At 61.7% G+C, this 19,855-nt stretch carries 15 protein-coding genes and 1 pseudogene; 13 read left to right on the forward strand and 3 right to left on the reverse strand.

What is annotated here, in order from left to right; all coding sequences use genetic code 11:
• The first annotated feature begins 50 nt into the window (after positions 1 to 50).
• The 4 genes from AC07OJ_RS28905 (at position 51) to AC07OJ_RS28920 (ending at position 7,341) form a co-directional block, all read left to right on the forward strand.
• Positions 51 to 962 carry an SDR family oxidoreductase gene (locus AC07OJ_RS28905; RefSeq protein ID WP_282397778.1) on the forward strand — a complete coding sequence of 304 codons (912 nt, stop codon included), beginning with the start codon at positions 51 to 53 and terminating at the stop codon, positions 960 to 962.
• Between the two features lie 497 nt (positions 963 to 1,459).
• The gene (locus tag AC07OJ_RS28910; protein WP_065908514.1) at positions 1,460 to 3,226 is read left to right on the forward strand and encodes a DUF1302 domain-containing protein; all 1,767 of its coding nucleotides are present in this window, start codon (positions 1,460 to 1,462) and stop codon (positions 3,224 to 3,226) included.
• 24 nt (positions 3,227 to 3,250) lie between these two features.
• Positions 3,251 to 4,618: a DUF1329 domain-containing protein gene (locus tag AC07OJ_RS28915; RefSeq protein WP_495095689.1), complete on the forward strand. Its 1,368-nt coding sequence runs from the start codon at positions 3,251 to 3,253 to the stop codon at positions 4,616 to 4,618.
• Positions 4,619 to 4,839: 221 nt separating this feature from the next.
• Positions 4,840 to 7,341: a LuxR C-terminal-related transcriptional regulator gene (locus AC07OJ_RS28920; protein WP_495095690.1), complete on the forward strand. Its 2,502-nt coding sequence runs from the start codon at positions 4,840 to 4,842 to the stop codon at positions 7,339 to 7,341.
• On the opposite strand, the gene AC07OJ_RS28925 is transcribed toward AC07OJ_RS28920, so the two are convergent.
• Entirely contained in the window at positions 7,338 to 8,213 is an 876-nt protein-coding gene (locus AC07OJ_RS28925) for a helix-turn-helix domain-containing protein (RefSeq protein WP_495006973.1), read from the reverse strand. The genes AC07OJ_RS28920 and AC07OJ_RS28925 overlap by 4 nt on opposite strands.
• Positions 8,214 to 8,351: 138 nt before the next feature.
• On the opposite strand from AC07OJ_RS28925, the gene AC07OJ_RS28930 reads away from it, so the two are divergent.
• Positions 8,352 to 9,254: a DMT family transporter gene (locus tag AC07OJ_RS28930; RefSeq protein WP_106802657.1), complete on the forward strand. Its 903-nt coding sequence runs from the start codon at positions 8,352 to 8,354 to the stop codon at positions 9,252 to 9,254.
• 37 nt (positions 9,255 to 9,291) lie between these two features.
• On the opposite strand, the gene norR is transcribed toward AC07OJ_RS28930, so the two are convergent.
• Complete coding sequence (gene norR, locus AC07OJ_RS28935) at positions 9,292 to 10,836, reverse strand: nitric oxide reductase transcriptional regulator NorR (RefSeq protein WP_120449865.1); 1,545 nt, start codon at positions 10,834 to 10,836, stop codon at positions 9,292 to 9,294.
• Between the two features lie 147 nt (positions 10,837 to 10,983).
• On the opposite strand from norR, the gene hmpA reads away from it, so the two are divergent.
• Both hmpA and AC07OJ_RS28945 read left to right on the forward strand, forming a co-directional pair.
• The gene (gene hmpA / locus AC07OJ_RS28940) at positions 10,984 to 12,165 is read left to right on the forward strand and encodes an NO-inducible flavohemoprotein (RefSeq protein WP_495095691.1); all 1,182 of its coding nucleotides are present in this window, start codon (positions 10,984 to 10,986) and stop codon (positions 12,163 to 12,165) included.
• A 211-nt stretch (positions 12,166 to 12,376) separates the two neighbouring features.
• On the forward strand, positions 12,377 to 12,883 hold the full coding sequence (locus AC07OJ_RS28945; RefSeq protein ID WP_065908531.1) for a disulfide bond formation protein B: 507 nt from the start codon (positions 12,377 to 12,379) through the stop codon (positions 12,881 to 12,883).
• Positions 12,884 to 13,355: 472 nt separating this feature from the next.
• Here the strand turns inward: AC07OJ_RS28945 and AC07OJ_RS28950 are convergent.
• A pseudogene (locus tag AC07OJ_RS28950) lies at positions 13,356 to 13,646 on the reverse strand (hypothetical protein).
• 27 nt (positions 13,647 to 13,673) lie between these two features.
• Between AC07OJ_RS28950 and cyoA the strand changes: the two are divergent.
• The 6 genes from cyoA to ptaA all read left to right on the forward strand — a co-directional run bounded on the left by cyoA (position 13,674) and on the right by ptaA (position 19,742).
• A complete protein-coding gene (cyoA, locus tag AC07OJ_RS28955) occupies positions 13,674 to 14,615 on the forward strand; it encodes a ubiquinol oxidase subunit II (RefSeq protein WP_053132079.1) in 942 nt (313 codons plus the stop codon).
• A 3-nt stretch (positions 14,616 to 14,618) separates the two neighbouring features.
• Positions 14,619 to 16,637 (forward strand): cytochrome o ubiquinol oxidase subunit I, encoded by a 2,019-nt coding sequence (gene cyoB, locus AC07OJ_RS28960; RefSeq protein WP_065908533.1) that lies wholly within the window; start codon positions 14,619 to 14,621, stop codon positions 16,635 to 16,637.
• Positions 16,638 to 16,640: 3 nt separating this feature from the next.
• Positions 16,641 to 17,267, forward strand: coding sequence for a cytochrome o ubiquinol oxidase subunit III (locus tag AC07OJ_RS28965; RefSeq protein WP_010206435.1), 627 nt, complete (start codon positions 16,641 to 16,643; stop codon positions 17,265 to 17,267).
• Positions 17,267 to 17,608 carry a cytochrome o ubiquinol oxidase subunit IV gene (gene cyoD, locus AC07OJ_RS28970; protein ID WP_010206434.1) on the forward strand — a complete coding sequence of 114 codons (342 nt, stop codon included), beginning with the start codon at positions 17,267 to 17,269 and terminating at the stop codon, positions 17,606 to 17,608. The genes AC07OJ_RS28965 and cyoD overlap by 1 nt, the downstream gene beginning before the upstream one ends.
• An 11-nt stretch (positions 17,609 to 17,619) precedes the next feature.
• Complete coding sequence (gene cyoE / locus AC07OJ_RS28975; protein ID WP_003194050.1) at positions 17,620 to 18,507, forward strand: heme o synthase; 888 nt, start codon at positions 17,620 to 17,622, stop codon at positions 18,505 to 18,507.
• Positions 18,508 to 18,653: 146 nt separating this feature from the next.
• Positions 18,654 to 19,742, forward strand: coding sequence for a pyoverdine biosynthesis transaminase PtaA (gene ptaA, locus AC07OJ_RS28980; protein WP_495095692.1), 1,089 nt, complete (start codon positions 18,654 to 18,656; stop codon positions 19,740 to 19,742).
• Positions 19,743 to 19,855 lie beyond the last annotated feature (113 nt).

The raw sequence follows: 19,855 nt of genomic DNA on the forward strand, positions 1-19,855 counted from the left end.
CGCCTTGCCGGACACTCGACCCATTCCCATTGTCGCCTTTGGAGTTCGGTATGAGTGAGTCAGTGCAGTTCCAGGATAAGGTCGTGATCGTCACCGGCGCCGGCGGCGGATTGGGCCGCGCCCATGCGCTGCTGTTCGCCCGGCACGGCGCCAAGGTGCTGGTCAACGACCTGGGCGGTTCGACCCAGGGCGAGGGCGCCAATGCCTCCGCTGCCGATCGCGTGGTCGCCGAAATCCGCGCCGCCGGCGGTGTCGCCGAGGCCAACCATGACTCTGTCACCGAAGGTGACAAGATCGTACAGAACGCCCTCGACGCCTTTGGCCGCATCGATGTGGTGGTCAACAACGCCGGCATCCTGCGTGACAAAACCTTCCATAAAATGGACGACAGCGACTGGGACCTGGTTTACCGGGTGCATGTCGAAGGCGCCTACAAAGTCACCCGCGCCGCCTGGCCGCACCTGCGTGAGCAAGGCTATGGCCGGGTGATCTTCACTGCGTCCACCTCGGGCATCTACGGCAACTTCGGCCAGTCCAACTACGGCATGGCCAAGCTCGGGCTGTATGGCCTCACCCGTACCCTGGCCCTGGAAGGGCGCAAGAACAATATCCTGGTCAATGCCATCGCACCCACCGGTGGCACGCGCATGACTGAAGGCCTGATCCCGCCGCAGGTGTTCGAGCGCCTCAAGCCCGAATTGGTCAGCCCGCTGGTGGTGTACCTGGGCAGCGAGGCGTGCCAGGAAACCTCAGGGCTGTTTGAAGTGGGCGGCGGCTGGATCGGCAAGACCCGCTGGGAGCGCAGCCTGGGTGTGGGCTTTGATCCAGAAGCCGGTTTTTCGCCGGACGATGTGGCGGCGCATTGGGCGCAGATCTGCGACTTCGAAGGTGCGGCCCACCCCAAGGACAATATCGAGGCCTTGAAGGAGATGATGGCCAATTTGCAGAAGTACAGCCTCTGATCGTTGCCTGAAAAAGATTGAATCCCACGGGGCGCTGATGGCGCCCCGTTTTATTTCGGGCAAAAAAAAGCCGCTGCAAACGCAGCGGCTGAAGTCAGACGTTGGATCAAGGAGCGACAAATCAACGTCAGTGAACACTGGTAACGGATTGAAAACAGGCATCAATCCATTTAAAGCTGGCTGTTCTTCCTGTCGAGGAAGCGGGCCGTTTGCCCTGAAAGCCCGGTAAGAATAGTCGCTTGTTACAAAATGAGTAATGCCGGTTCATGACAAGGACTGTTACCGAAGCGGCAATAATCAGTGTCCGTGCCATCCATGCGCCTGATAAGCCGCCATCCACCGCGATCATGGCCCGGCCAGGACCCCGGCCAGAGCGCCTCGTCATCCTTTCGAGCGACAACACGAATCCCTCCTTGGTGCGCTTATCGCTCCTGACAGGCGGCAGTAGGGTGGGGCCTTCTGTCACTCACCGGGGAAGACGCATGACAAGAACAACAATGCGCGCCATCTTCAGGCCACAGGCGCTGGCCGCTGCGGTTGCGTTGGGGTGCTGTGCCCAGGCACAGGCTGTTTCTTTCAACATTGGCGAGATCGAAGGGCAATTCGATTCCTCGCTGTCGGTCGGCGCGAGCTGGGGCATGCGCGATGCCGACAAGAAGCTGGTAGGCGTGGCCAACGGCGGTACGGGCCAGGCGTCGACCGGGGATGACGGGCGGCTGAACTTCAAGAAGGGCGAGACCTTCTCGAAAATCTTCAAGGGCATCCACGACCTCGAACTCAAATACGGTGACAGCGGCGTGTTCGTGCGTGGCAAGTACTGGTACGACTTCGAACTGCAGGACGAAGACCGCGAATTCAAGCAGATCAGCAATCACCATCGCGACGAGGGCGCGCGCTCTTCCGGCTACGAATTGCTCGATGCCTTCGTCTATCACAACTATTCCATCGCCGATCTGCCGGGCAACGTGCGGGTGGGTAAGCAGGTGGTCAGCTGGGGCGAGAGCACCTTTATCGGCAACTCCATCAACAGCATCAACCCGATCGACGTTTCCGCCTTCCGCCGCCCCGGCGCGGAGATCAAGGAAGGCCTGATCCCGGTGAACATGCTCTTCGCCTCGCAGAGCCTGACCAACCAGCTGACGGTGGAAGGGTTCTACCAGTTGAACTGGGAAAACACCGTGGTGGATAACTGCGGCACGTTCTTTGGTAACGATGTGGTCGCGCACGGGTGCAACAATAACTACACCGTGGGCAGCGCGGCGGCGGCGGGCTTTCAGCCGGCGGCCAATCTGGTCGGGCAGGGTTTTGAAGTCACCCGGGAAGGGATCGTGGTGCAGCGCGGCAAGGACCGTGAAGCCCGCGACGGCGGCCAGTTTGGTGCAGCGTTGCGCTGGCTGGGGGACGACACCGAGTACGCGTTGTACTTCATGAACTACCACAGCCGTACGCCCACCGTGGGCACCACCAGCGCCGGGCAGGCCACGCTCAATGGCTTGGGCGCCTTGCTGCCCGGCACGCCGGCAGCCCTGCGTCCGTCACTGGTTTCCGCGCTGATGCTCGGCCGCGGCCAGTACTACCTCGATTACCCGGAAGACATTCGCCTGTACGGCGCCAGCTTCTCCACCACCCTGCCCACCGGCACGGCCTGGAGCGGCGAGATCAGCTACCGGCCCAATGCGCCGGTGCAGTTGAACACCACCGACCTGACCCTGGCGCTGGTCAACCCGGCCGTGCCGGGTACCTCGGTGATCAGCTCTTCGGCCGGCGCCGACAACAAAGGTTATCGCCGCAAGCAAGTCACCCAGGCGCAGACCACCTTCACGCAGTTTTTCGACCAGGTCATGGGCGCCGACCGCCTGACCCTGGTGGGCGAGGCGGGCGTCACCTACGTGGCGGGCCTGGAGTCCAAGAGCAAACTGCGCTACGGGCGTGATTCGGTCTATGGCGTCTACGGCTACCAGGGCGATACCGATGGGTTTGTGACAGCGACCTCGTGGGGCTACCGCGCCCGGGCGATCCTCGACTACAGCAACGTGTTCGCCGGGGTCAACCTCAAGCCCAACCTGTCCTGGTCCCATGACGTGAAGGGCTACGGCCCCAATGGCCTGTTCAACGAAGGCGCCAAGGCGGTGAGCATCGGCGTCGATGCCGACTACCGCAACACCTACACCGCCAGCCTCAGCTACACCGACTTTTTCGGCGGCCATTACAACACCCTGACCGACCGCGACTTCCTCGCCTTCAGCGTCGGCGCGAACTTCTGATCACGGCTTGAAAAGGATGCTTTTATGCGCAAGATGATTCTGCAATGCGGCGTGTTGGCCCTCAGCCTGCTGGCCGCCAACGTGATGGCGGCGGTGTCGCCGGAAGAAGCGGCGAAGCTCGGTACCACCCTGACCCCGGTCGGTGCCGAAAAGGCCGGGAATGCCGATGGCTCGATCCCGGCCTGGACCGGCGGCATCCCGAAAAACGCCAGCGCGGTGGACAGCAAGGGCTTCCTCGCCGACCCGTTTGCCAGTGAAAAACCCCTGTTCGTGATCACCGCCGCCACCGTCGACAAGTACAAGGACAAGCTCTCCGACGGCCAGGTCGCGATGTTCAAGCGCTACCCCGACACCTACAAGATCCCGGTGTACCCGAGCCACCGCACGGTCAACCTGCCGCCGGAGATCTACGAGTCGATCAAGCGCAGCGCGTTGAACGTGCATGCGATCAACGACGGCAACGGCCTGGAAGGTTTTACCGGCAACCGCTACTACGCGTTCCCGATTCCCAAGAATGGCGTGGAGGTGCTGTGGAACCACATCACTCGCTACCACGGCGGCAACCTGCGCCGCATCATCACCCAGGCTACCCCGCAGACCAACGGCAGCTACACGCCGATCCGCTTCGAGGAAGAAGTGGCGGTGCCGCAACTGATCCCGGACATGGACCCGGCCAAGGGCGCCAACGTGCTGACCTTCTTCAAGCAGTCGGTCACGGCGCCGGCGCGCCTGGCGGGTAATGTGCTGCTGGTGCATGAAACCCTCGACCAGGTGAAGGAGCCGCGCCTGGCCTGGATCTACAACGCCGGCCAGCGCCGAGTGCGCCGCGCGCCGCAAGTGGCCTACGACGGGCCGGGCACCGCCGCCGACGGTTTGCGCACCTCCGACAACTTCGACATGTTCTCTGGCGCGCCCGACCGCTACGACTGGAAACTGGTGGGCAAGAAGGAGATGTACATCCCCTACAACAGCTACAAGCTCGATTCGCCGTCACTCAAGTACGACGACATCATCAAGGCCGGGCACATCAACCAGGACCTGACCCGCTATGAGCTGCACCGCGTGTGGGAAGTGGTCGGCACCGTCAAGCCGAGCGAGCGACACATCTACGCCAAGCGCCACATGTACATCGATGAAGACAGCTGGCAGGTGGCGCTGGTCGATCACTACGACGGTCGCGGCCAGCTGTGGCGTGTCGCCGAAGGCCATGCGCAGTTCTACTACAACCACCAGACCCCGGCCTACACCGTGGAAACCCTCTACGACATCATTGCCGGGCGCTACATCGCCCTGGGCATGAAGAACGAGGAGAAGAGCAGCTTCGTGTTCGGCTTCGATGCCAAGGCGGCGGATTACACGCCAGCGGCGTTGCGCGCCTCAGGCGTGCGCTGACCGACACCTCCCCCTGCAGGAGCCGGCTTGCCGGCGATAGCGGTCTGTCAGCTGCCGATGGAGTGGCTGGTCTACCGCAATCGCCGGCATGCCGGCTCCTGCGGTTTTCGGCGCTTTTTTATGCTTGCCAATCACCCTGCTGAATACTTCTTCAACAACCGCCGGCCACAGGACTAGGGTAGGCGCCAGGTTGCACAACAATAAAAACGCAGGATGCAGCTATGACCGCCATGACACGCTGCCTGGACCGTCCTGGATTCATGCCTCGGCTGTCCGCCCACCATCTGCTGCGCCCCCGCCTGGCCGAGCCTTTGCTGGCGGCGCAGGCCCGGGTCAGATTGCTTTGCGCGCCGGGTGGCAGCGGCAAGAGCGCGCTGCTCGGCGAGTGCGCATTGCAGGCACCACCGGGGTGCCAGGTGTATTGGCTGCCGCTCAATGGCACGGCCCTCAGCCCATTCGAGTTGTGCCAGCGCCTGGCACAAAACCTCGGCCTGGCGTTCAGCGATGAAGCCACGTTGCTGCTGGACCTCAGCCGCTGGCAATCCCCTGCGTGGTTGTTCCTCGATGATTTTTGCCGCCTGCCCACACCCGACACCGACGCCTTGCTCGACCGCCTGCTCACGGCCAGCAGCCCGGCGCTGACCTGGTGGCTGGGCGCGCGACGTCGCCCGGTGTGCAACTGGCCGCGCCTGCTGCTCGACGATGAGTTGCTGGAGTGTGGCGGTGAGCTGGCGTTCAGTGCGGCGGAAATCCAGCAACTGCTCTGCCAGGCGTCCGGGCAGTCGGTCGACAGCGTGCTGCAGTTCAGCGCCGGTTGGTGCGCCGGGGTGCGTATCGCCTTGCTTGGCGATGGCCACCCCGACAAGACCTTGCTCGACTACCTGCAACACGAACTCTTCAGCACCCTGCCGCCGGAACTCGCCGAAGCCTGGCGGGTGCTGGCCCATTTGCCGCGCTTCAATGCGGGGCTGTGCGAACACCTGTTCGGCTTTGGCGATGGGGTTCAGTACCTGCGGGATCTGCAGGCCCTCGGCGCCTTCATCCAGCCGTGGGAAGACACCGATTGGCTGCAGGTTTTCCCGCCGCTGGCGCAACTGCTGCGCGCCGAACCCTGGGCGGCGAAGCGCTCCTGGCATCGGCGCGCCTGCCAGTGGTTCACCGCCGAGCAGGACTGGCAGGCCGCCTTCGAACAGGCGCTGCTTGCCGAAGAATATGAAGTCGCCGTCAGCCTGTTGCAGCACTTCAGCTTCGAGGACCTGTTCCGCCAGCAGAACGCTGCGTTGTTGCTGCGCCTGCATGAACAGCATGGCGAAGAATTGATGCTGGGCTCGGCGCAGCTGGTGGGCCTGGTCACGGCGGCGTTGCTGTTCGCCGGGCGCTTCGACCAGGCTGCGCAGTGCATCGACCAATTGGCCCGCTTCGCCCCGCAACCGACGGCGGCGCAGCAGCGCTATCTGCTCGCGCGCTGGCAGGCGCAGTGGGGCTGGCTGCTGCATTTGGGCGGCGATGCCGAACTCTCGCGCGTGCATTTTCTCGAAGCCCTGCAAGCTTTGCCCGACAGCGCGTGGACCTCGCGGCTGATGTGCCTGTCGGGCCTGACCCAGCAAGCGCTGCTGCGCGGTGAGTTGGACGTGGCCCAGGCGCTGAGCCGCGAAGCCTTGTGCCTGGCACGCGCCCACGGTTCGTTATTGCTGGAGGCGCTGCTCGAACTGGATCACGCGCAATTGCTCGAACAGCGCGGCGCGCCCTATCGCGCGCAAAGCCTGCTGGAGAATGTGCAGGCGATGTTACTCCAGCAGCGGCTCACGGCCGGGCCGCTGGTGGGGCGTATCGCCCTGCGACGCGGGCACCTGGCGCTGCGCCAAGGGCAAGACACGCTGGCCGCCGAGTGCTTTGAAACCGGCCTGACAATGTGCCTGCACAGTCACGACAAACGCGTGCTCTACGGTTTTCTCGGCCTGGCGCTGTTGGCCGCCAACCGTGGTGATTACGCCCAGGCATTTTTCCAGCTGCGCGAGGCCGAGCGGCTGATGCAGCGGCGCCAGGTGCCGGACACGGTGTACCGCGCGGTGCTGTTGTTGGTCAGCGGGCATTTCTGGTTGCAGCAGGGCCGTGCGGAATTGACCGTGGAAGCGGTGCGCCGCGTGCTCCGTCATTTCCGAGGGCCGCAGGCCAAACAGGCGCCGCCGGCCACCCTCGAACTGATCCCGCGTCTTGAATACCTGCTGGTGCTGGCGGAGGTGAAACTGGGGTGCTGCGACCAGCCGGTGGCGCGGCTGACGGCCCTGCTGGACACCACGCACCGGCGCGGCATGCTTTGCCTGGAAACCGAATTGCACCTGGTGCTGGGCGAGGTCGCGTGGCAGGTCGGTGATCCGGTCCTGGCGCGCCGCTCACTGCAGACCGGGTTGGAACTGGCCGCGCGTTGCCAGGTGCAGCAGGCGATTCGCGAGCTGCGTCTGCGCTCGCCGGGGCTGCTCAGCGAGCTGGGGATGGAGCCGCAGGCGTCCACGCCGGGAGCGCTGGAAAATCCGTTGAGCCAACGGGAGCTGGAAGTGCTGCAGTTAATTGCCCTGGGCAACTCCAACCTGGAGATTGCCGACCGGCTGTTTATCTCGCTGCACACGGTCAAGACCCACGCGCGGCGTATCCACAGCAAGCTCGGCGTGGAGCGGCGCACTCAGGCAGTGGCCAAGGCAAAAACGTTGGGCTTGATGGTTTAGGCGCAGAACGCCAGGCGGTATTCACCCGGCGTGGCGCCCATGGCCTGGCGAAAGCGATGGGTGAAGTGGCTGGCGCTGGAAAAACCGCACATCAAGGCAATCTCGCCCAAGGGCAGGGTGCCGCTGCGCAGCAAGGCCTGTGCACGGGTCAGGCGCCGCGCCAGCAGGTATTGATGCGGCGGCAGGCCGAAGCTCTGGCGGAACATCCGCGCGAAGTGGTATTCGGACAGCGCGCACATTCCAGCCAGTTGTCCCAGGCTGATCGGGTCTTCGAGGTGCTGGTCGATGTACTCCACCAACAGCCGCCGCTGATACGCCGCCAAGCCGCCTTTCAAACGCAATCCGTCGCGCGCGCCGACCTGGCTGAGCAGCGTGTGGCTGAGCATTTCATGCGCCAGGCTGCTGGTCAGCAGGCGCTCGGCGGGCTCGTGCCAGTTGAGCGCGATCAACTGGTGAAAGCGCCGGGCCTGGCTGGCGTCTTCCAGGAAGGTGCTTTCGCGCAGTTGCAAGGTGCGCGGCTCGCGGTCGAGCAGGGTGACGCAGCCCAAGGCAAACTGCTCCGGGCTGAAATACACATGGGCCAGGCGGATTTCGCCGTTGATCACCCATGCGGACTGGTGTTCGGCGGGCAGGATGCAGAGCTTGTCGGGCCCGCCCTTGGTGCCCGGTTGATCGCGCCGGAATGTACCGGTACCGCCGCCGATGTAGCACGACAAGGTGTGATGGCTGGGCGCCTGGTAATCCTGGGCGTCGTGGTGGTTGCTCCACAAGGCCGCGGACAAGCCGTCACCGAGCTCGGCGCAGGCTTCCAGGCGTGCGTTGGGCGAGCGGTTAAGGGCTTGAAAGACTTGCAGGGATTCCAGGTCAGGCATGGTGAGTACTCTTGGATGCCTTGCATCCTACTCCGGGAGGCTGGCGCTGTGATCCCACCGCCCGACAAAAGCGCAAGAATCTGCAAGAGCGCGACACCGGTTGAAGGCGACACTGTGGCTCAACCGATGGAGCCCGCTATGAACCTTTTCCTGTATTTACTCACCGTGCTGATCTGGGGCACCACCTGGATCGCCCTCAAGTGGCAGTTGGGCGTGGTGGCGATTCCCGTGTCGATCGTCTACCGCTTCGGTTTGGCCGCGCTGTTGTTGTTTGCATTGTTGCTGCTCAGCCGCAAGTTGCAGGTGATGAACCGGCGCGGGCATCTGATCTGCCTGGCCCAGGGACTGTGCCTGTTTTGCGTCAACTTCATGTGCTTTCTCACGGCCAGCCAGTGGATCCCCAGCGGGCTGGTGGCGGTGGTGTTTTCCACGGCGACATTGTGGAACGCGCTGAATGCCCGAGTGTTTTTCGGTCAGCGGGTGGCGCGCAATGTATTGATGGGCGGCGGCCTCGGCTTGCTGGGCTTGGGTCTGTTGTTCTGGCCGGAGCTGGTGGGCCACACCGCCAGCCCGCAGACCTTGCTGGGGTTGGGCCTGGCGTTGCTGGGGACCCTGTGTTTCTCGGCCGGCAATATGTTGTCGAGCCTGCAGCAGAAAGCCGGGCTCAAGCCGCTGACCACCAATGCCTGGGGCATGGCGTACGGGGCGACGATGCTGGCGACTTACTGTGCGGTGCGCGGGATTCCCTTCGACATGGACTGGAGCGCGCGGTACATCGGCGCGCTGTGGTACCTGGTGATTCCGGGGTCGGTGATTGGCTTTACCGCCTACCTGACACTCGTAGGACGCATGGGACCGGAGCGTGCGGCGTATTGCACGGTGCTGTTTCCCGTGGTGGCGTTGAATGTGTCGGCGTTTGCCGAGGGCTACCAATGGACGGCGCCGGCACTGGCGGGGTTGGTGCTGGTGATGTTGGGGAATGTGTTGGTGTTTCGTAAGCCCAAGCCTGTGAGCCCGGTTCTGAAGCCGGCGCAGGTGTAGGCGCCGGCAAGCCAGCGCCTACCGTGGGAGTGCGGTGTTATTTGAGGTTGAGGCGCTTGGCCAGGCGGCCGAGGTTGGCGCGGTCGAGGCCGAGTTCGCGGGCGGCGCTGGCCCAATTGTGCTGGTGGCGCTCCAGGCAGGCAGTGATCAGTTCACGCTGATAGTGCTCGGTCGCCTGGCGCAGGTCGCTGGTGAGGGCGGCAGGCACCGGCGCCGGTGCTTCGATCACCGGCGCACTGACGTCCGGCAAATCGAGGTCGTGGGCGCTGAGGCTGAGAATCTTCGGGCGCTCGCGACAGTTACCCAGGGCTTTGAGTGCGCTGCGTCCGATCAAATGTTCCAGCTCGCGCACATTGCCCGGCCAGTTATAGGCCAGCAGCGCCGCCTGGGCATCGCTGGTCAGGCGCAGGCTGCCCAGGCCCATGCGTGAACGGTTCTGTTCGAGGAAAAAACCGGCCAACAACAGTACATCGCGTCCGCGTTCGCGCAGTGCCGGCACTTGCAGCGGGTACACACTCAGGCGGTGATAGAAATCGGCGCGGTAGCGGCCGTTGCGCACTTCGTCAGCCAGGTCGCGGTTGGTGGCGGCGATCAGGCGCACATCCACCTGATGCTCCTTGTCCGAGCCCAGGCGCTGCAACTGCCCGCTTTGCAGCACGCGCAGCAGCTTGGCTTGTACCGTCAGCGACAGCTCGCCGACTTCATCGAGGAACAACGTGCCGCCGTTCGCCAGTTCAAACTTGCCGCGCCGCTCGTTCAGTGCGCCGGTAAAGGCCCCGCGCACATGCCCGAACAGTTCGCTTTCGACCAGGGTTTCCGGCAGGGCCGCGCAGTTGAGGCTGATCAGCGGTTTGTCTGCACGCGATGAAGCGGCGTGGATCGCCTGGGCCACCAATTCCTTGCCCACCCCGGTTTCGCCGGTGATCAGCACGGTCAGGTCGCTGCCGCCGACCAGCTTGATTTCCTCGACGAGGCGCTTGTGGGTCTTGCTCTGGCCGATCATCTCCTTGTGCTGCTGGCCGCTGGCCTGGCGATAGATCTCGGCGCGCTGGTGTGCGTCTTCGGCGCGCAAGGCCAGGCGTTCGATGCGTTCGGCCACGTTGACGGTGGCGGCGGCGAGGCTGGCAAAGGCCTGCAGGGCGTCCAGCTCCACGCGTTCGAAGCGTTCGGTGTCGAGCGCATCCAGGGTCAGCAGGCCCCACGGCTGGTCGTCGACAAACAGCGGGCAGCCCATGCAGTCATGCACTTGCAGGTGCCCGTGCAGGCCATCGACCAGGCCGTCATAGGGGTCGGGCAGCTCGCTGTCACTGTCAAACCGCGTCGGACCGGGGCTGCCCAGCAGCACGGCGAAGCGCGGATGCTCGCTGACCTTGAAGCGCCGGCCGAGGGTGTCGGCGCTCAAGCCGTCGACCGCCAGCGGCACCAGCCAATCGCCATCCAGGCGCAGCAACGCAGCGGCATCGCAGGGCAGCAGTGCGCGCATGGCTTGCAACAGACGGCGGTAACGCTCGCCTTCGGGCAGCTCGCGAGACAGGTCGGCGACCAGAGGGAGCAGGGTAGTGAGCAGTGATTGCGCAGTCATAATGACTCCTTGTAGTCCATATGACTATAAGGCGTAGGAGGTCAAACTGACTACATATTATTTAAGTGATTGAAAAATAACGATTAATAAGTTGGCATGAATACTGAGTAGCAAAGGGTAATCAGTAAAGAAGCCCAGGAGGCTCCCATGCTTAGTGCCCAAGACCGTGCCATCGTCAAATCCACCGTGCCCCTGCTGGAAAGCGGCGGTGAAGCGCTCATCACCCATTTCTACCGCATGATGCTGTCCGAGTACCCCGAGGTCCGTCCGCTGTTCAACCAGGCCCACCAGGCCAGCGGCGACCAGCCTCGGGCGCTGGCCAACGGCGTGTTGATGTACGCGCGGCATATCGACCAGTTGGACCAGTTGGGCGACCTGGTAGCGAAGATCATCAACAAGCACGTGGCGTTGCAGATCCTGCCGGAACATTACCCGATTGTCGGCGCTTGCTTGCTGCGGGCGATCAGCGAGGTGCTCGGCAGCGAGATCGCCACCCCCGAGGTGATGAGTGCCTGGGGCGCGGCCTACGGCCAGCTGGCGGACATCCTGATCGGCGCCGAGGCGGCGATCTACGAGGAAAAAGCCCAGGCCCCGGGTGGCTGGCGCGGTGCGCGGCGGTTCACGCTGGTCAAGCGCGTGGAGGAGAGCGCCGAGATCATCTCGTTCTATTTTGCCCCTGTGGATAACGGTCCGATCCTCAAGGCTGCGCCAGGCCAGTACATCGGCATGAAGCTGCTGCTGGACGGTGAGGAGGTGCGCCGCAACTACTCCTTGTCGGCCCTGAGCGATGCCGGCCAGTACCGCATCAGCGTCAAGCGCGAGGCCGGTGGCCGGGTCTCCAACTACCTGCACGATCAACTGCAGGTCGGTGCGACCCTCGACCTGTTCCCGCCGTCGGGTGAGTTCACCCTGGCCGCCGGCGACAAACCGCTGGTGCTGATCAGCGGCGGTGTCGGTATCACGCCGACCTTGCCGATGCTCGAAGCCGCCCTGGCCACCCAGCGCCCGGTGCATTTTATCCACTGCGCGCGCAATGGCTCGGTGCATGCGTTCCGCGACTGGGTCGACGGCCTGGCTGCCCAGCACCCGCAGCTCCAGCGCTTTTACTGCTACGCCGAGGACGACGGCGTCAGCCCGGCGGCGGATAAAGTCGGCCTGCTGAGCCAGGAACAATTGGCTGCGTGGTTGCCCGAGCAGCGCGACCTCGACGCCTACTTCCTCGGCCCCAAGGGCTTCATGGCGGCCATCAAGCGCCACTTGAAGGCCCTGGGTGTGCCTGAGAAGCAGGCGCGCTATGAGTTCTTCGGGCCGGCGGCGGCGCTGGAATAACGCGGTAAGAAATGTGGGAGCGGGCTTGCTCGCGAAGGCGGTGTATCAGAAGCTTATCCGGCGGCTGACACACTGCCTTCGCGAGCAAGCCCGCTCCCACATTCAGTTCTCTATTGCTCCTGATTAATCCCCCGTTAACCCCCCTCTGTTTAAACCACTCTCTGTGTGTAAACTTGCGGCCATTGGCACAACCAAACAAAGGGAAACGGGGATGAGTGACGAATTGCGTTTAGGCAGGGAGCGGCGCTTTCTGGTGTTGCTGGGCATCATCTGCCTGGCGCTGATCGGCGGTGCGCTGTACATGCAGGTGGTGCTGGGCGAGGCGCCGTGCCCGCTGTGCATCCTGCAACGCTATGCGCTGCTGTTGATCGCGATCTTCGCGTTCATCGGCGCGGCCATGCGCACCAAGGGGGCGATCACGTTGTTTGAAGGCCTGGTGATCCTCAGCGCCCTCGGCGGCGTGGCGGCTGCGGGCCATCACGTGTACACCCAGTTCTTTCCACAGGTCAGCTGCGGCATCGACGTGCTGCAACCGATCGTCGACGATCTGCCGCTGGCCAAGGTGTTCCCCCTGGGCTTCCAGGTGGACGGTTTCTGCAGCACCCCGTACCCGCCGATCCTCGGCCTGTCCCTGGCGCAATGGGCGCTGGTGGCGTTCGTGCTGACCGTGATCCTGGTGCCCCTGGGCATCTATCGGAATCGTCAGCGCCAGGGCTGAACCGTTACACAAACGCCCCGGTCCTTCTTGAAGGAAGGCCGGGGCGTTTTCGTATGTAGGGATTTGTGAAAGGGCTGTGACGAGGGGCAAGTTTAGGTGCGCGCAGTGTGCGACATGTTGTCACACGGACGCTGTCGCAGGACGTTTCTGACCCGCCGATCGGCCGCTTAAATTTGCACCGAGCGGTCAATTTGTGCTGTCAGTTCGTCGTTTGCAGCGGCCTCGCAAGCTTCGGTTGTTCGAGGCTCGCGGTGATGTCTGAATGCCTTGTTTTATGGGGGCTTGCATCGGTTTGCCTTGCCCTTACGACCTGTAGGGGATGCGACTCACTGACGAATAACACGGCAATTTTTGTGGTTTTTGTTGAGAATCGAACGCGATAAGATCGCGAACCGTTGCAATAATGGTGAAGGATTATTGCTGTAATCGATAAAAATTATTTCTTTATAAGACATGGTTTATACATCGCTAGCTAACTACAATCGCCCGCACTGAATGTCCGGTGCTGTTCAATATTTGAGCATTGGAGCGGTCGAGGGGCAGATGGATGGCTCTGTGCGACCCCAGGTTCCGGCAGCCTTTCAACTATCCGCACCAAATGGAATTGGTCTGTAACAAGGCCTTTAACCACGAAATCGAATAAGAACTCACCGCAGGTCCGTGAAACGTAGAGTTATGACGTGATGGGCAGGCTCTTATTCAATCGAAGAGAAATGCCAACCCTTGGCAGGGTGAAGTGTTGGCGATCAAAACCCAACTGCATTGCGCAAGCTGCTTTAGAGGTCGTGAGATGAGTAAAAACAGGTACCCCCGATTACTAGGCTTTTTGCCGCTGCTTGGCATGATGTTAATGCTGGGAGGCTGCAAGTGGACCTTGATGGACCCAAAAGGACAGATCGGTCTGGATCAACGCAACCTGATCATCACCGCGACCCTGCTGATGCTGTTGGTCGTGGTGCCTGTGATCATCATGACGTTCGCCTTCGCCTGGAAATACCGCGCGTCGAACACCAGCGCGACCTACGCGCCGAAGTGGTCGCACTCCACCAAGATTGAAATCGCGGTGTGGCTGGTTCCGATCCTCATCATCATCGCCCTGGGTTACATCACCTATAAGTCGACCCACGAGCTGGACCCGTACCGTCCGCTGGAGTCCGACGTCAAGCCGATCAACATCGAAGTGGTCGCGCTGGACTGGAAGTGGCTGTTCATCTACCCGGACCTGGGTATCGCCACGGTTAACCAGATCCGTTTCCCGGAGAACACCCCGCTTAACTTCCGGATCACCTCCGACGCCGTGATGAACTCGTTCTTCATCCCTGCCCTGGGCGGTCAGATCTACGCGATGGCAGGCATGCAGACCCGACTGCACCTGATCGCCAACGAAAAAGCTGAAATGGAAGGCATCTCCGCGAACTACAGCGGCGCTGGCTTCACCGGCATGAAATTCAAAGCGATCTCGACGAGCCAGGAAGATTTCAACGCCTGGGTAGCCGAAGTCAAGGCCGCACCTAAACAGCTTGATCAAGCTGAATACGATGCCCTGACCAAACCGAGCCAGAACAACCCAGTCGCCCTGTACTCCACGTATGAGCCGAACCTGTTTCAGAAAATCGTCGACAAGTACGAAGGTATGAAGCCAGGCAAGCCGGTCAAGCACGAGAAGAAAGAAGTGGCCGCGGTTGAAGGTTCTGACACGGGCTCGCATTCAACTGCTGGGGCAGAGGAGTAAACGATGTTTGGTAAATTAAGTTGGGATGCGGTCCCGTTCCACGAGCCGATCGTAATGGTGACTATCGCCATGATCGCGCTGGGTGGTCTGGCACTGTTTGCAGCAATCACTTATTTCAAGAAGTGGACCTACCTGTGGACCGAGTGGCTGACTTCGGTCGACCACAAGAAAATCGGCGTCATGTACGTCATCGTTGCCATGGTCATGCTGCTGCGTGGTTTTGCCGACGCCATCATGATGCGTACCCAGTTGGCCATGGCCACCGAGGGTTCGCCTGGCTACCTGCCACCTGAACACTATGACCAGATCTTCACCGCCCACGGTGTGATCATGATCATCTTCATGGCGATGCCATTCTTCACCGGCCTGATGAACCTTGCCTTGCCGCTGCAGATTGGTGCCCGTGACGTTGCCTACCCGTTCCTGAACTCCCTGAGCTTCTGGCTGCTGGTTTCTGGCGTGGTGCTGATCAACGTGTCCCTGGGCGTCGGCGAATTCGCCAAGACCGGTTGGGTTGCGTATCCGCCATTGTCGGGCATCCAGTACAGCCCTGGCGTGGGTGTGGACTACTACATCTGGGCGCTACAGTTATCAGGGCTCGGGACGACATTGACGGGGGTCAACTTCCTGGCCACCGTCCTGAAGATGCGCGCTCCTGGCATGAAACTGATGGACATGCCGATCTTCACCTGGACCTGCACCTGGGCCAACGTCCTGATCGTGGCTTCGTTCCCGATCCTGGCCGCTACCATGGCGCTGCTGTCGCTTGACCGTTACCTGGATTTCCACATTTTCACCAACGAACTTGGTGGCAATCCAATGATGTACGTGAACCTGTTCTGGGCATGGGGTCACCCTGAGGTGTACATCCTGATCCTGCCAGCGTTCGGTATCTTCTCTGAAGTGATCTCGACCTTTACCGGCAAGCGCCTGTTCGGTCACCACTCGATGGTCTACGCCTCCGGCGCGATCTCGGTACTGGGCTTCATGGTTTGGCTGCACCACTTCTTCACCATGGGTTCGGGGGCCAGCGTCAACGCCTTCTTCGGCCTGGCGACGATGCTGATTTCGATCCCGACGGGGGTGAAGCTATTCAACTGGCTGTTCACCATCTATCACGGCCGTCTGCGTATCACCAGCCAGGTTCTGTGGACCCTGGGCTTCATGGTGACCTTCGCCATCGGCGGCATGACCGGCGTACTGCTGGCCATCCCGGGTGCTGACTTCGTGCTGCACAACAGCCTGTTCGTGATCGCTCACTTCCACAACGTGATCATCGGTGGTGCGGTATTCGGCTACATCGCTGGTTTCAGCTTCTACTTCCCGAAAGCGTTCGGCTTCAAGCTGCACGAAGGTTGGGGCAAGGCTGCATTCTGGTTCTGGATCTCGGGCTTCTTCGTCGCGTTCATGCCGCTCTATGCACTGGGCTTCATGGGCATGACCCGTCGTCTGAACGCCACTACCAACCCTGAGTGGGTGCCGTACCTGTACGTCGCCATGTTCGGTGCGGTGATGATTGCTGTCGGTATCGCCTGCCAGCTGATCCAGCTGTACGTGAGTATCCGTGACCGTAAGCAGAACGCTTGCGAATCCGGCGACCCATGGAATGGCCACACCCTGGAATGGTCGACTTCGTCGCCACCACCGTTCTACAACTTCGCCGTGATCCCTACTGCGAACACCATTGATGCGTTCACCGAAGCCAAGGAAGACGGTACTGCGTACCAGCAACCGAAGCACTACGAGCCGATCCACATGCCAAACAACACCGCCACTGGCGTGGTGATGGGCGGCCTGCTGACCGTGTTCGGTTTCGCGATGATCTGGCACATCTGGTGGCTGGCAATCGTGAGCCTGGTAGGCACTATCGGTTACTTCATCATCCACGCTGCCCGTGATGATCAAGGCTACATGGTGCCGGTCGAAACGATCGAACGCATCGAAGCCGAGCAGCACGCTCGCCTGGTAGCCGAGAAGAAAATCCCGGCCAACCGTGTAGAAACTTCGTTGGAACAGGCTTAAATCATGTCGAACTTAGTGACCAATGCTGGACACGCCCATGTCGATGACCATGGGCACGATGACCATCACCACGACTCGGGGCCGATGACCGTTTTCGGTTTCTGGCTCTACCTGATGACCGACTGCATCTTGTTTGCGTCGATCTTCGCGGTGTACGCGGTACTGGTAAACAACGTAGCGGGTGGCCCGTCGGGCCACGACATCTTCGAACTGCCTTACGTGCTCGGCGAAACCGCCTTGCTGTTGTTCAGTTCGATCACCTACGGCTTCGCCATGTTGGCCTTCTACAAGGGCAACAAGAAGGGCGTACTGAGCTGGTTGGCACTGACCTTCCTGTTCGGCCTGGGCTTCATCGGCATGGAGATCAACGAGTTCCACCTGCTGATCTCCGAAGGCTACGGTCCGCACCGTTCCGGTTTCCTGTCGGCGTTCTTCACGCTGGTCGGCACCCACGGTCTGCACGTAACTGCCGGCCTGCTGTGGATGGCGGTGATGATGTATCAGGTCAATAAACACGGCCTGACCAACACCAACAAGACTCGCCTGAGCTGCCTGAGCCTGTTCTGGCACTTCCTGGACGTGGTCTGGATCTGCGTCTTCACCGTTGTTTACCTGATGGGGACTCTGTAATGGCTAATGCACACTCCCATGACCATGACAGCCATGATGCGAGCCACGGCAGCGTAAAGTCTTACGCTATCGGCTTCATCCTGTCGGTAATCCTGACGCTCATCCCGTTTGGTCTGGTGATGTACCCGACTCTGCCGAAGTCGATCACCTTGATGATCGTATTGGCGTTCGCGGTGATTCAGGTTCTGGTTCACCTGGTGTACTTCCTGCACCTGGATCGTTCCAAAGAGCAGCGCGATAACGTGATCGCGTTCGTGTTCGCAGGCCTGGTAATCCTGCTGCTGGTTGGTCTGTCGATATGGATCATGTTCAGCATCCATACGTTCATGATGGCGAAGTGAGGTAAGACCCGATGTCGCTTAAGCACTTTATCCAAATCACCAAACCGGGGATCATTTTCGGTAACGTGCTTTCTGTGGCGGGCGGCTTCTTCCTGGCCTCCAAGGGACATGTCGATCTGGCCATCTTCCTGGCTGCAATGATCGGTACGTCCCTGGTGGTAGCTTCCGGTTGTGTCTTCAACAACTGCATCGACCGTGACATCGATATCAAGATGGAGCGCACCAAGAATCGCGTGCTGGTCCAGGGCCTTATCTCCCTGAAGCTGGCACTGATCTACGCGACCGTCCTGGGTGTTGCCGGTGTGGCACTGTTGTACAAGGTGGCCAACCCGTTGGCGGCGCTGTTTGCCGTGATCGGCTTTGTCATCTACGTCGGCCTCTACAGCCTGTACCTCAAGCGCAAGTCGGTTCACGGCACGCTGGTGGGCAGTCTGTCGGGGGCGATGCCGCCGGTGATTGGTTATGTAGCTGTGACCAATAGCTTCGACATGGCCGCGCTGACGCTACTGGTGATGTTCAGCCTGTGGCAGATGCCGCATTCCTACGCCATCGCGATCTTTCGCTTCAATGACTACCTGGCTGCGTCGATTCCGGTCCTGCCGGTCAAGCGTGGCATCCAGGTGGCCAAGAAACACATCCTGCTGTACATCCTGGCCTTCCTCGTGGCGACCTTGATGTTGACCTTCAGTGGCTACGCCGGCATGAGCTACCTCGCCGTCGCTGCCGCCATGGGCATGTACTGGTTGTACATGGCCTGGACCGGCTACAAGGCGGTGGATGACACCGTCTGGGCGCGCAAGCTGTTCGTGTTCTCGATCTTCACCATCACCGCGCTCAGCGTGATGATGTCCCTGGATTTCCAAGTGCCGAAAGAGCTGTTGCTGACCTACGCTCACTGAGTGTCGCAGCGTTGAAAAAGCCCCGCCTTCGAGAGAAGCGCGGGGCTTTTTCTTGGGCGCCGGTTTAAATTCGTCCAGGATTATCTCGTCATACCTCCCTGTACGAGCTGTGCGAATCCATCACCGGTCTACAAGGAGTAGTTACCATGGTCAGCGTTAGTCGTCGGTCCCTTCTTGCCTTTGGCGCTGCGTTACCCTGGCTGGGGCGCCTGGAGTGGGCGGTGGCGGCCCCGCCGAAACCGACTGACGCGGTGCTGCTCAACTACAACGAAAGCCCCTACGGCCCCTCACAGGCGGCGCGCGAAGCCATGGCGCGCGGCATCGCCACCTCCGGGCGCTATCCCTACCCGCACATGTACGCGCTCGCCGCATTGTTTGCCCAGCAGCAGGGCCTCGCCGCAGAGCAGGTGGCGGTGTTCTCGGGCTCCATGGCCGCCCTGCGCTACGCCGTGTTGGCGTTCACCAGCGCCTCTCGTGGCCTGGTGATGGCTACGCCGTCCTACGAAGTGCCGCGCCAGGCCGCCGAGTCGAACAAGGCGCCGGTGCATGAAGTGAACCTTGGCGCCGACCACGCCCACGATATCCCCGCCATGCTCGCCGCCGATCCCCAGGCCGGCATGCTCTACCTGTGCAACCCCAACAACCCTACCGGCACCATCACCCCGCTTGATGCCATCCGCCTGGCGCTGGCGAACAAACCCTCCGGCAGCGTGCTGGTGGTGGACGAGGCCTACATCGACTTTGCCGACGTGCCCAGCGTTGTCAGTTGGGTCAAGGACCACGACGACCTGCTGGTGCTGCGCACCTTCTCGAAAATCTACGGCCTGGCCGGCGCCCGCCTGGGCCTGGCGATCGGCCATCCGGCGCTGCTGGAACGGTTGGCGGTGTTTGGCGGCGACAACGTACCGGCGGGCACCACCTTGCTCGGCGGGCTGGCGAGCCTCGAAGACATCAAGCTGCTGCCCCAGCGCAAGGCGCTCAACACGCAACTGCGCGACGAGACCGTCAACTGGCTCAAGGCCCGTGGCTTTACCTGCACGGCGTCGCAGAGCAACTGCTTCATGATCGACGTGAAGCAACCGGCGGAGCAGGTCGTCGAGACGCTGGCCGCGCACGGCGTGATGATCGGAAGGGTGTGGAAGAATTGGCCGCAGTGGGTGCGGGTGACGGTGGGGAACAAGCGGGAGATGGCGCGGTTTCGCGAGGTGTTTGCGCAGGTTGAACGGGGCAGTTGAGTCCGCATTGTTCAACATGTGCGCGCTGCTATTTGAAGCGCCACGAACGAAGCAATCGGAAACGCCACCAGCCAGCCGTCACGCCCGGCGTCGGCGATCAACCCGGCAGCAAC

The sequence above is a fragment of the Pseudomonas sp. GW821-FHT09C08 genome (assembly GCF_059418125.1).

Coding starts and splice junctions, on each gene's coding strand:
- AC07OJ_RS28925 (WP_495006973.1), bottom strand. CDS start 8,213: ATGCCTGACCTGGAATCCCTGCAAGTCTTTCAAGCCCTTAACCGCTCG.
- ptaA (WP_495095692.1), top strand. CDS start 18,654: ATGGTCAGCGTTAGTCGTCGGTCCCTTCTTGCCTTTGGCGCTGCGTTA.
- AC07OJ_RS28915 (WP_495095689.1), top strand. CDS start 3,251: ATGCGCAAGATGATTCTGCAATGCGGCGTGTTGGCCCTCAGCCTGCTG.
- AC07OJ_RS28945 (WP_065908531.1), top strand. CDS start 12,377: ATGAGTGACGAATTGCGTTTAGGCAGGGAGCGGCGCTTTCTGGTGTTG.
- AC07OJ_RS28965 (WP_010206435.1), top strand. CDS start 16,641: ATGTCGAACTTAGTGACCAATGCTGGACACGCCCATGTCGATGACCAT.
- AC07OJ_RS28920 (WP_495095690.1), top strand. CDS start 4,840: ATGACCGCCATGACACGCTGCCTGGACCGTCCTGGATTCATGCCTCGG.
- AC07OJ_RS28930 (WP_106802657.1), top strand. CDS start 8,352: ATGAACCTTTTCCTGTATTTACTCACCGTGCTGATCTGGGGCACCACC.
- AC07OJ_RS28905 (WP_282397778.1), top strand. CDS start 51: ATGAGTGAGTCAGTGCAGTTCCAGGATAAGGTCGTGATCGTCACCGGC.
- cyoD (WP_010206434.1), top strand. CDS start 17,267: ATGGCTAATGCACACTCCCATGACCATGACAGCCATGATGCGAGCCAC.
- AC07OJ_RS28910 (WP_065908514.1), top strand. CDS start 1,460: ATGCGCGCCATCTTCAGGCCACAGGCGCTGGCCGCTGCGGTTGCGTTG.
- cyoA (WP_053132079.1), top strand. CDS start 13,674: ATGAGTAAAAACAGGTACCCCCGATTACTAGGCTTTTTGCCGCTGCTT.
- norR (WP_120449865.1), bottom strand. CDS start 10,836: ATGACTGCGCAATCACTGCTCACTACCCTGCTCCCTCTGGTCGCCGAC.
- hmpA (WP_495095691.1), top strand. CDS start 10,984: ATGCTTAGTGCCCAAGACCGTGCCATCGTCAAATCCACCGTGCCCCTG.
- cyoE (WP_003194050.1), top strand. CDS start 17,620: ATGTCGCTTAAGCACTTTATCCAAATCACCAAACCGGGGATCATTTTC.
- cyoB (WP_065908533.1), top strand. CDS start 14,619: ATGTTTGGTAAATTAAGTTGGGATGCGGTCCCGTTCCACGAGCCGATC.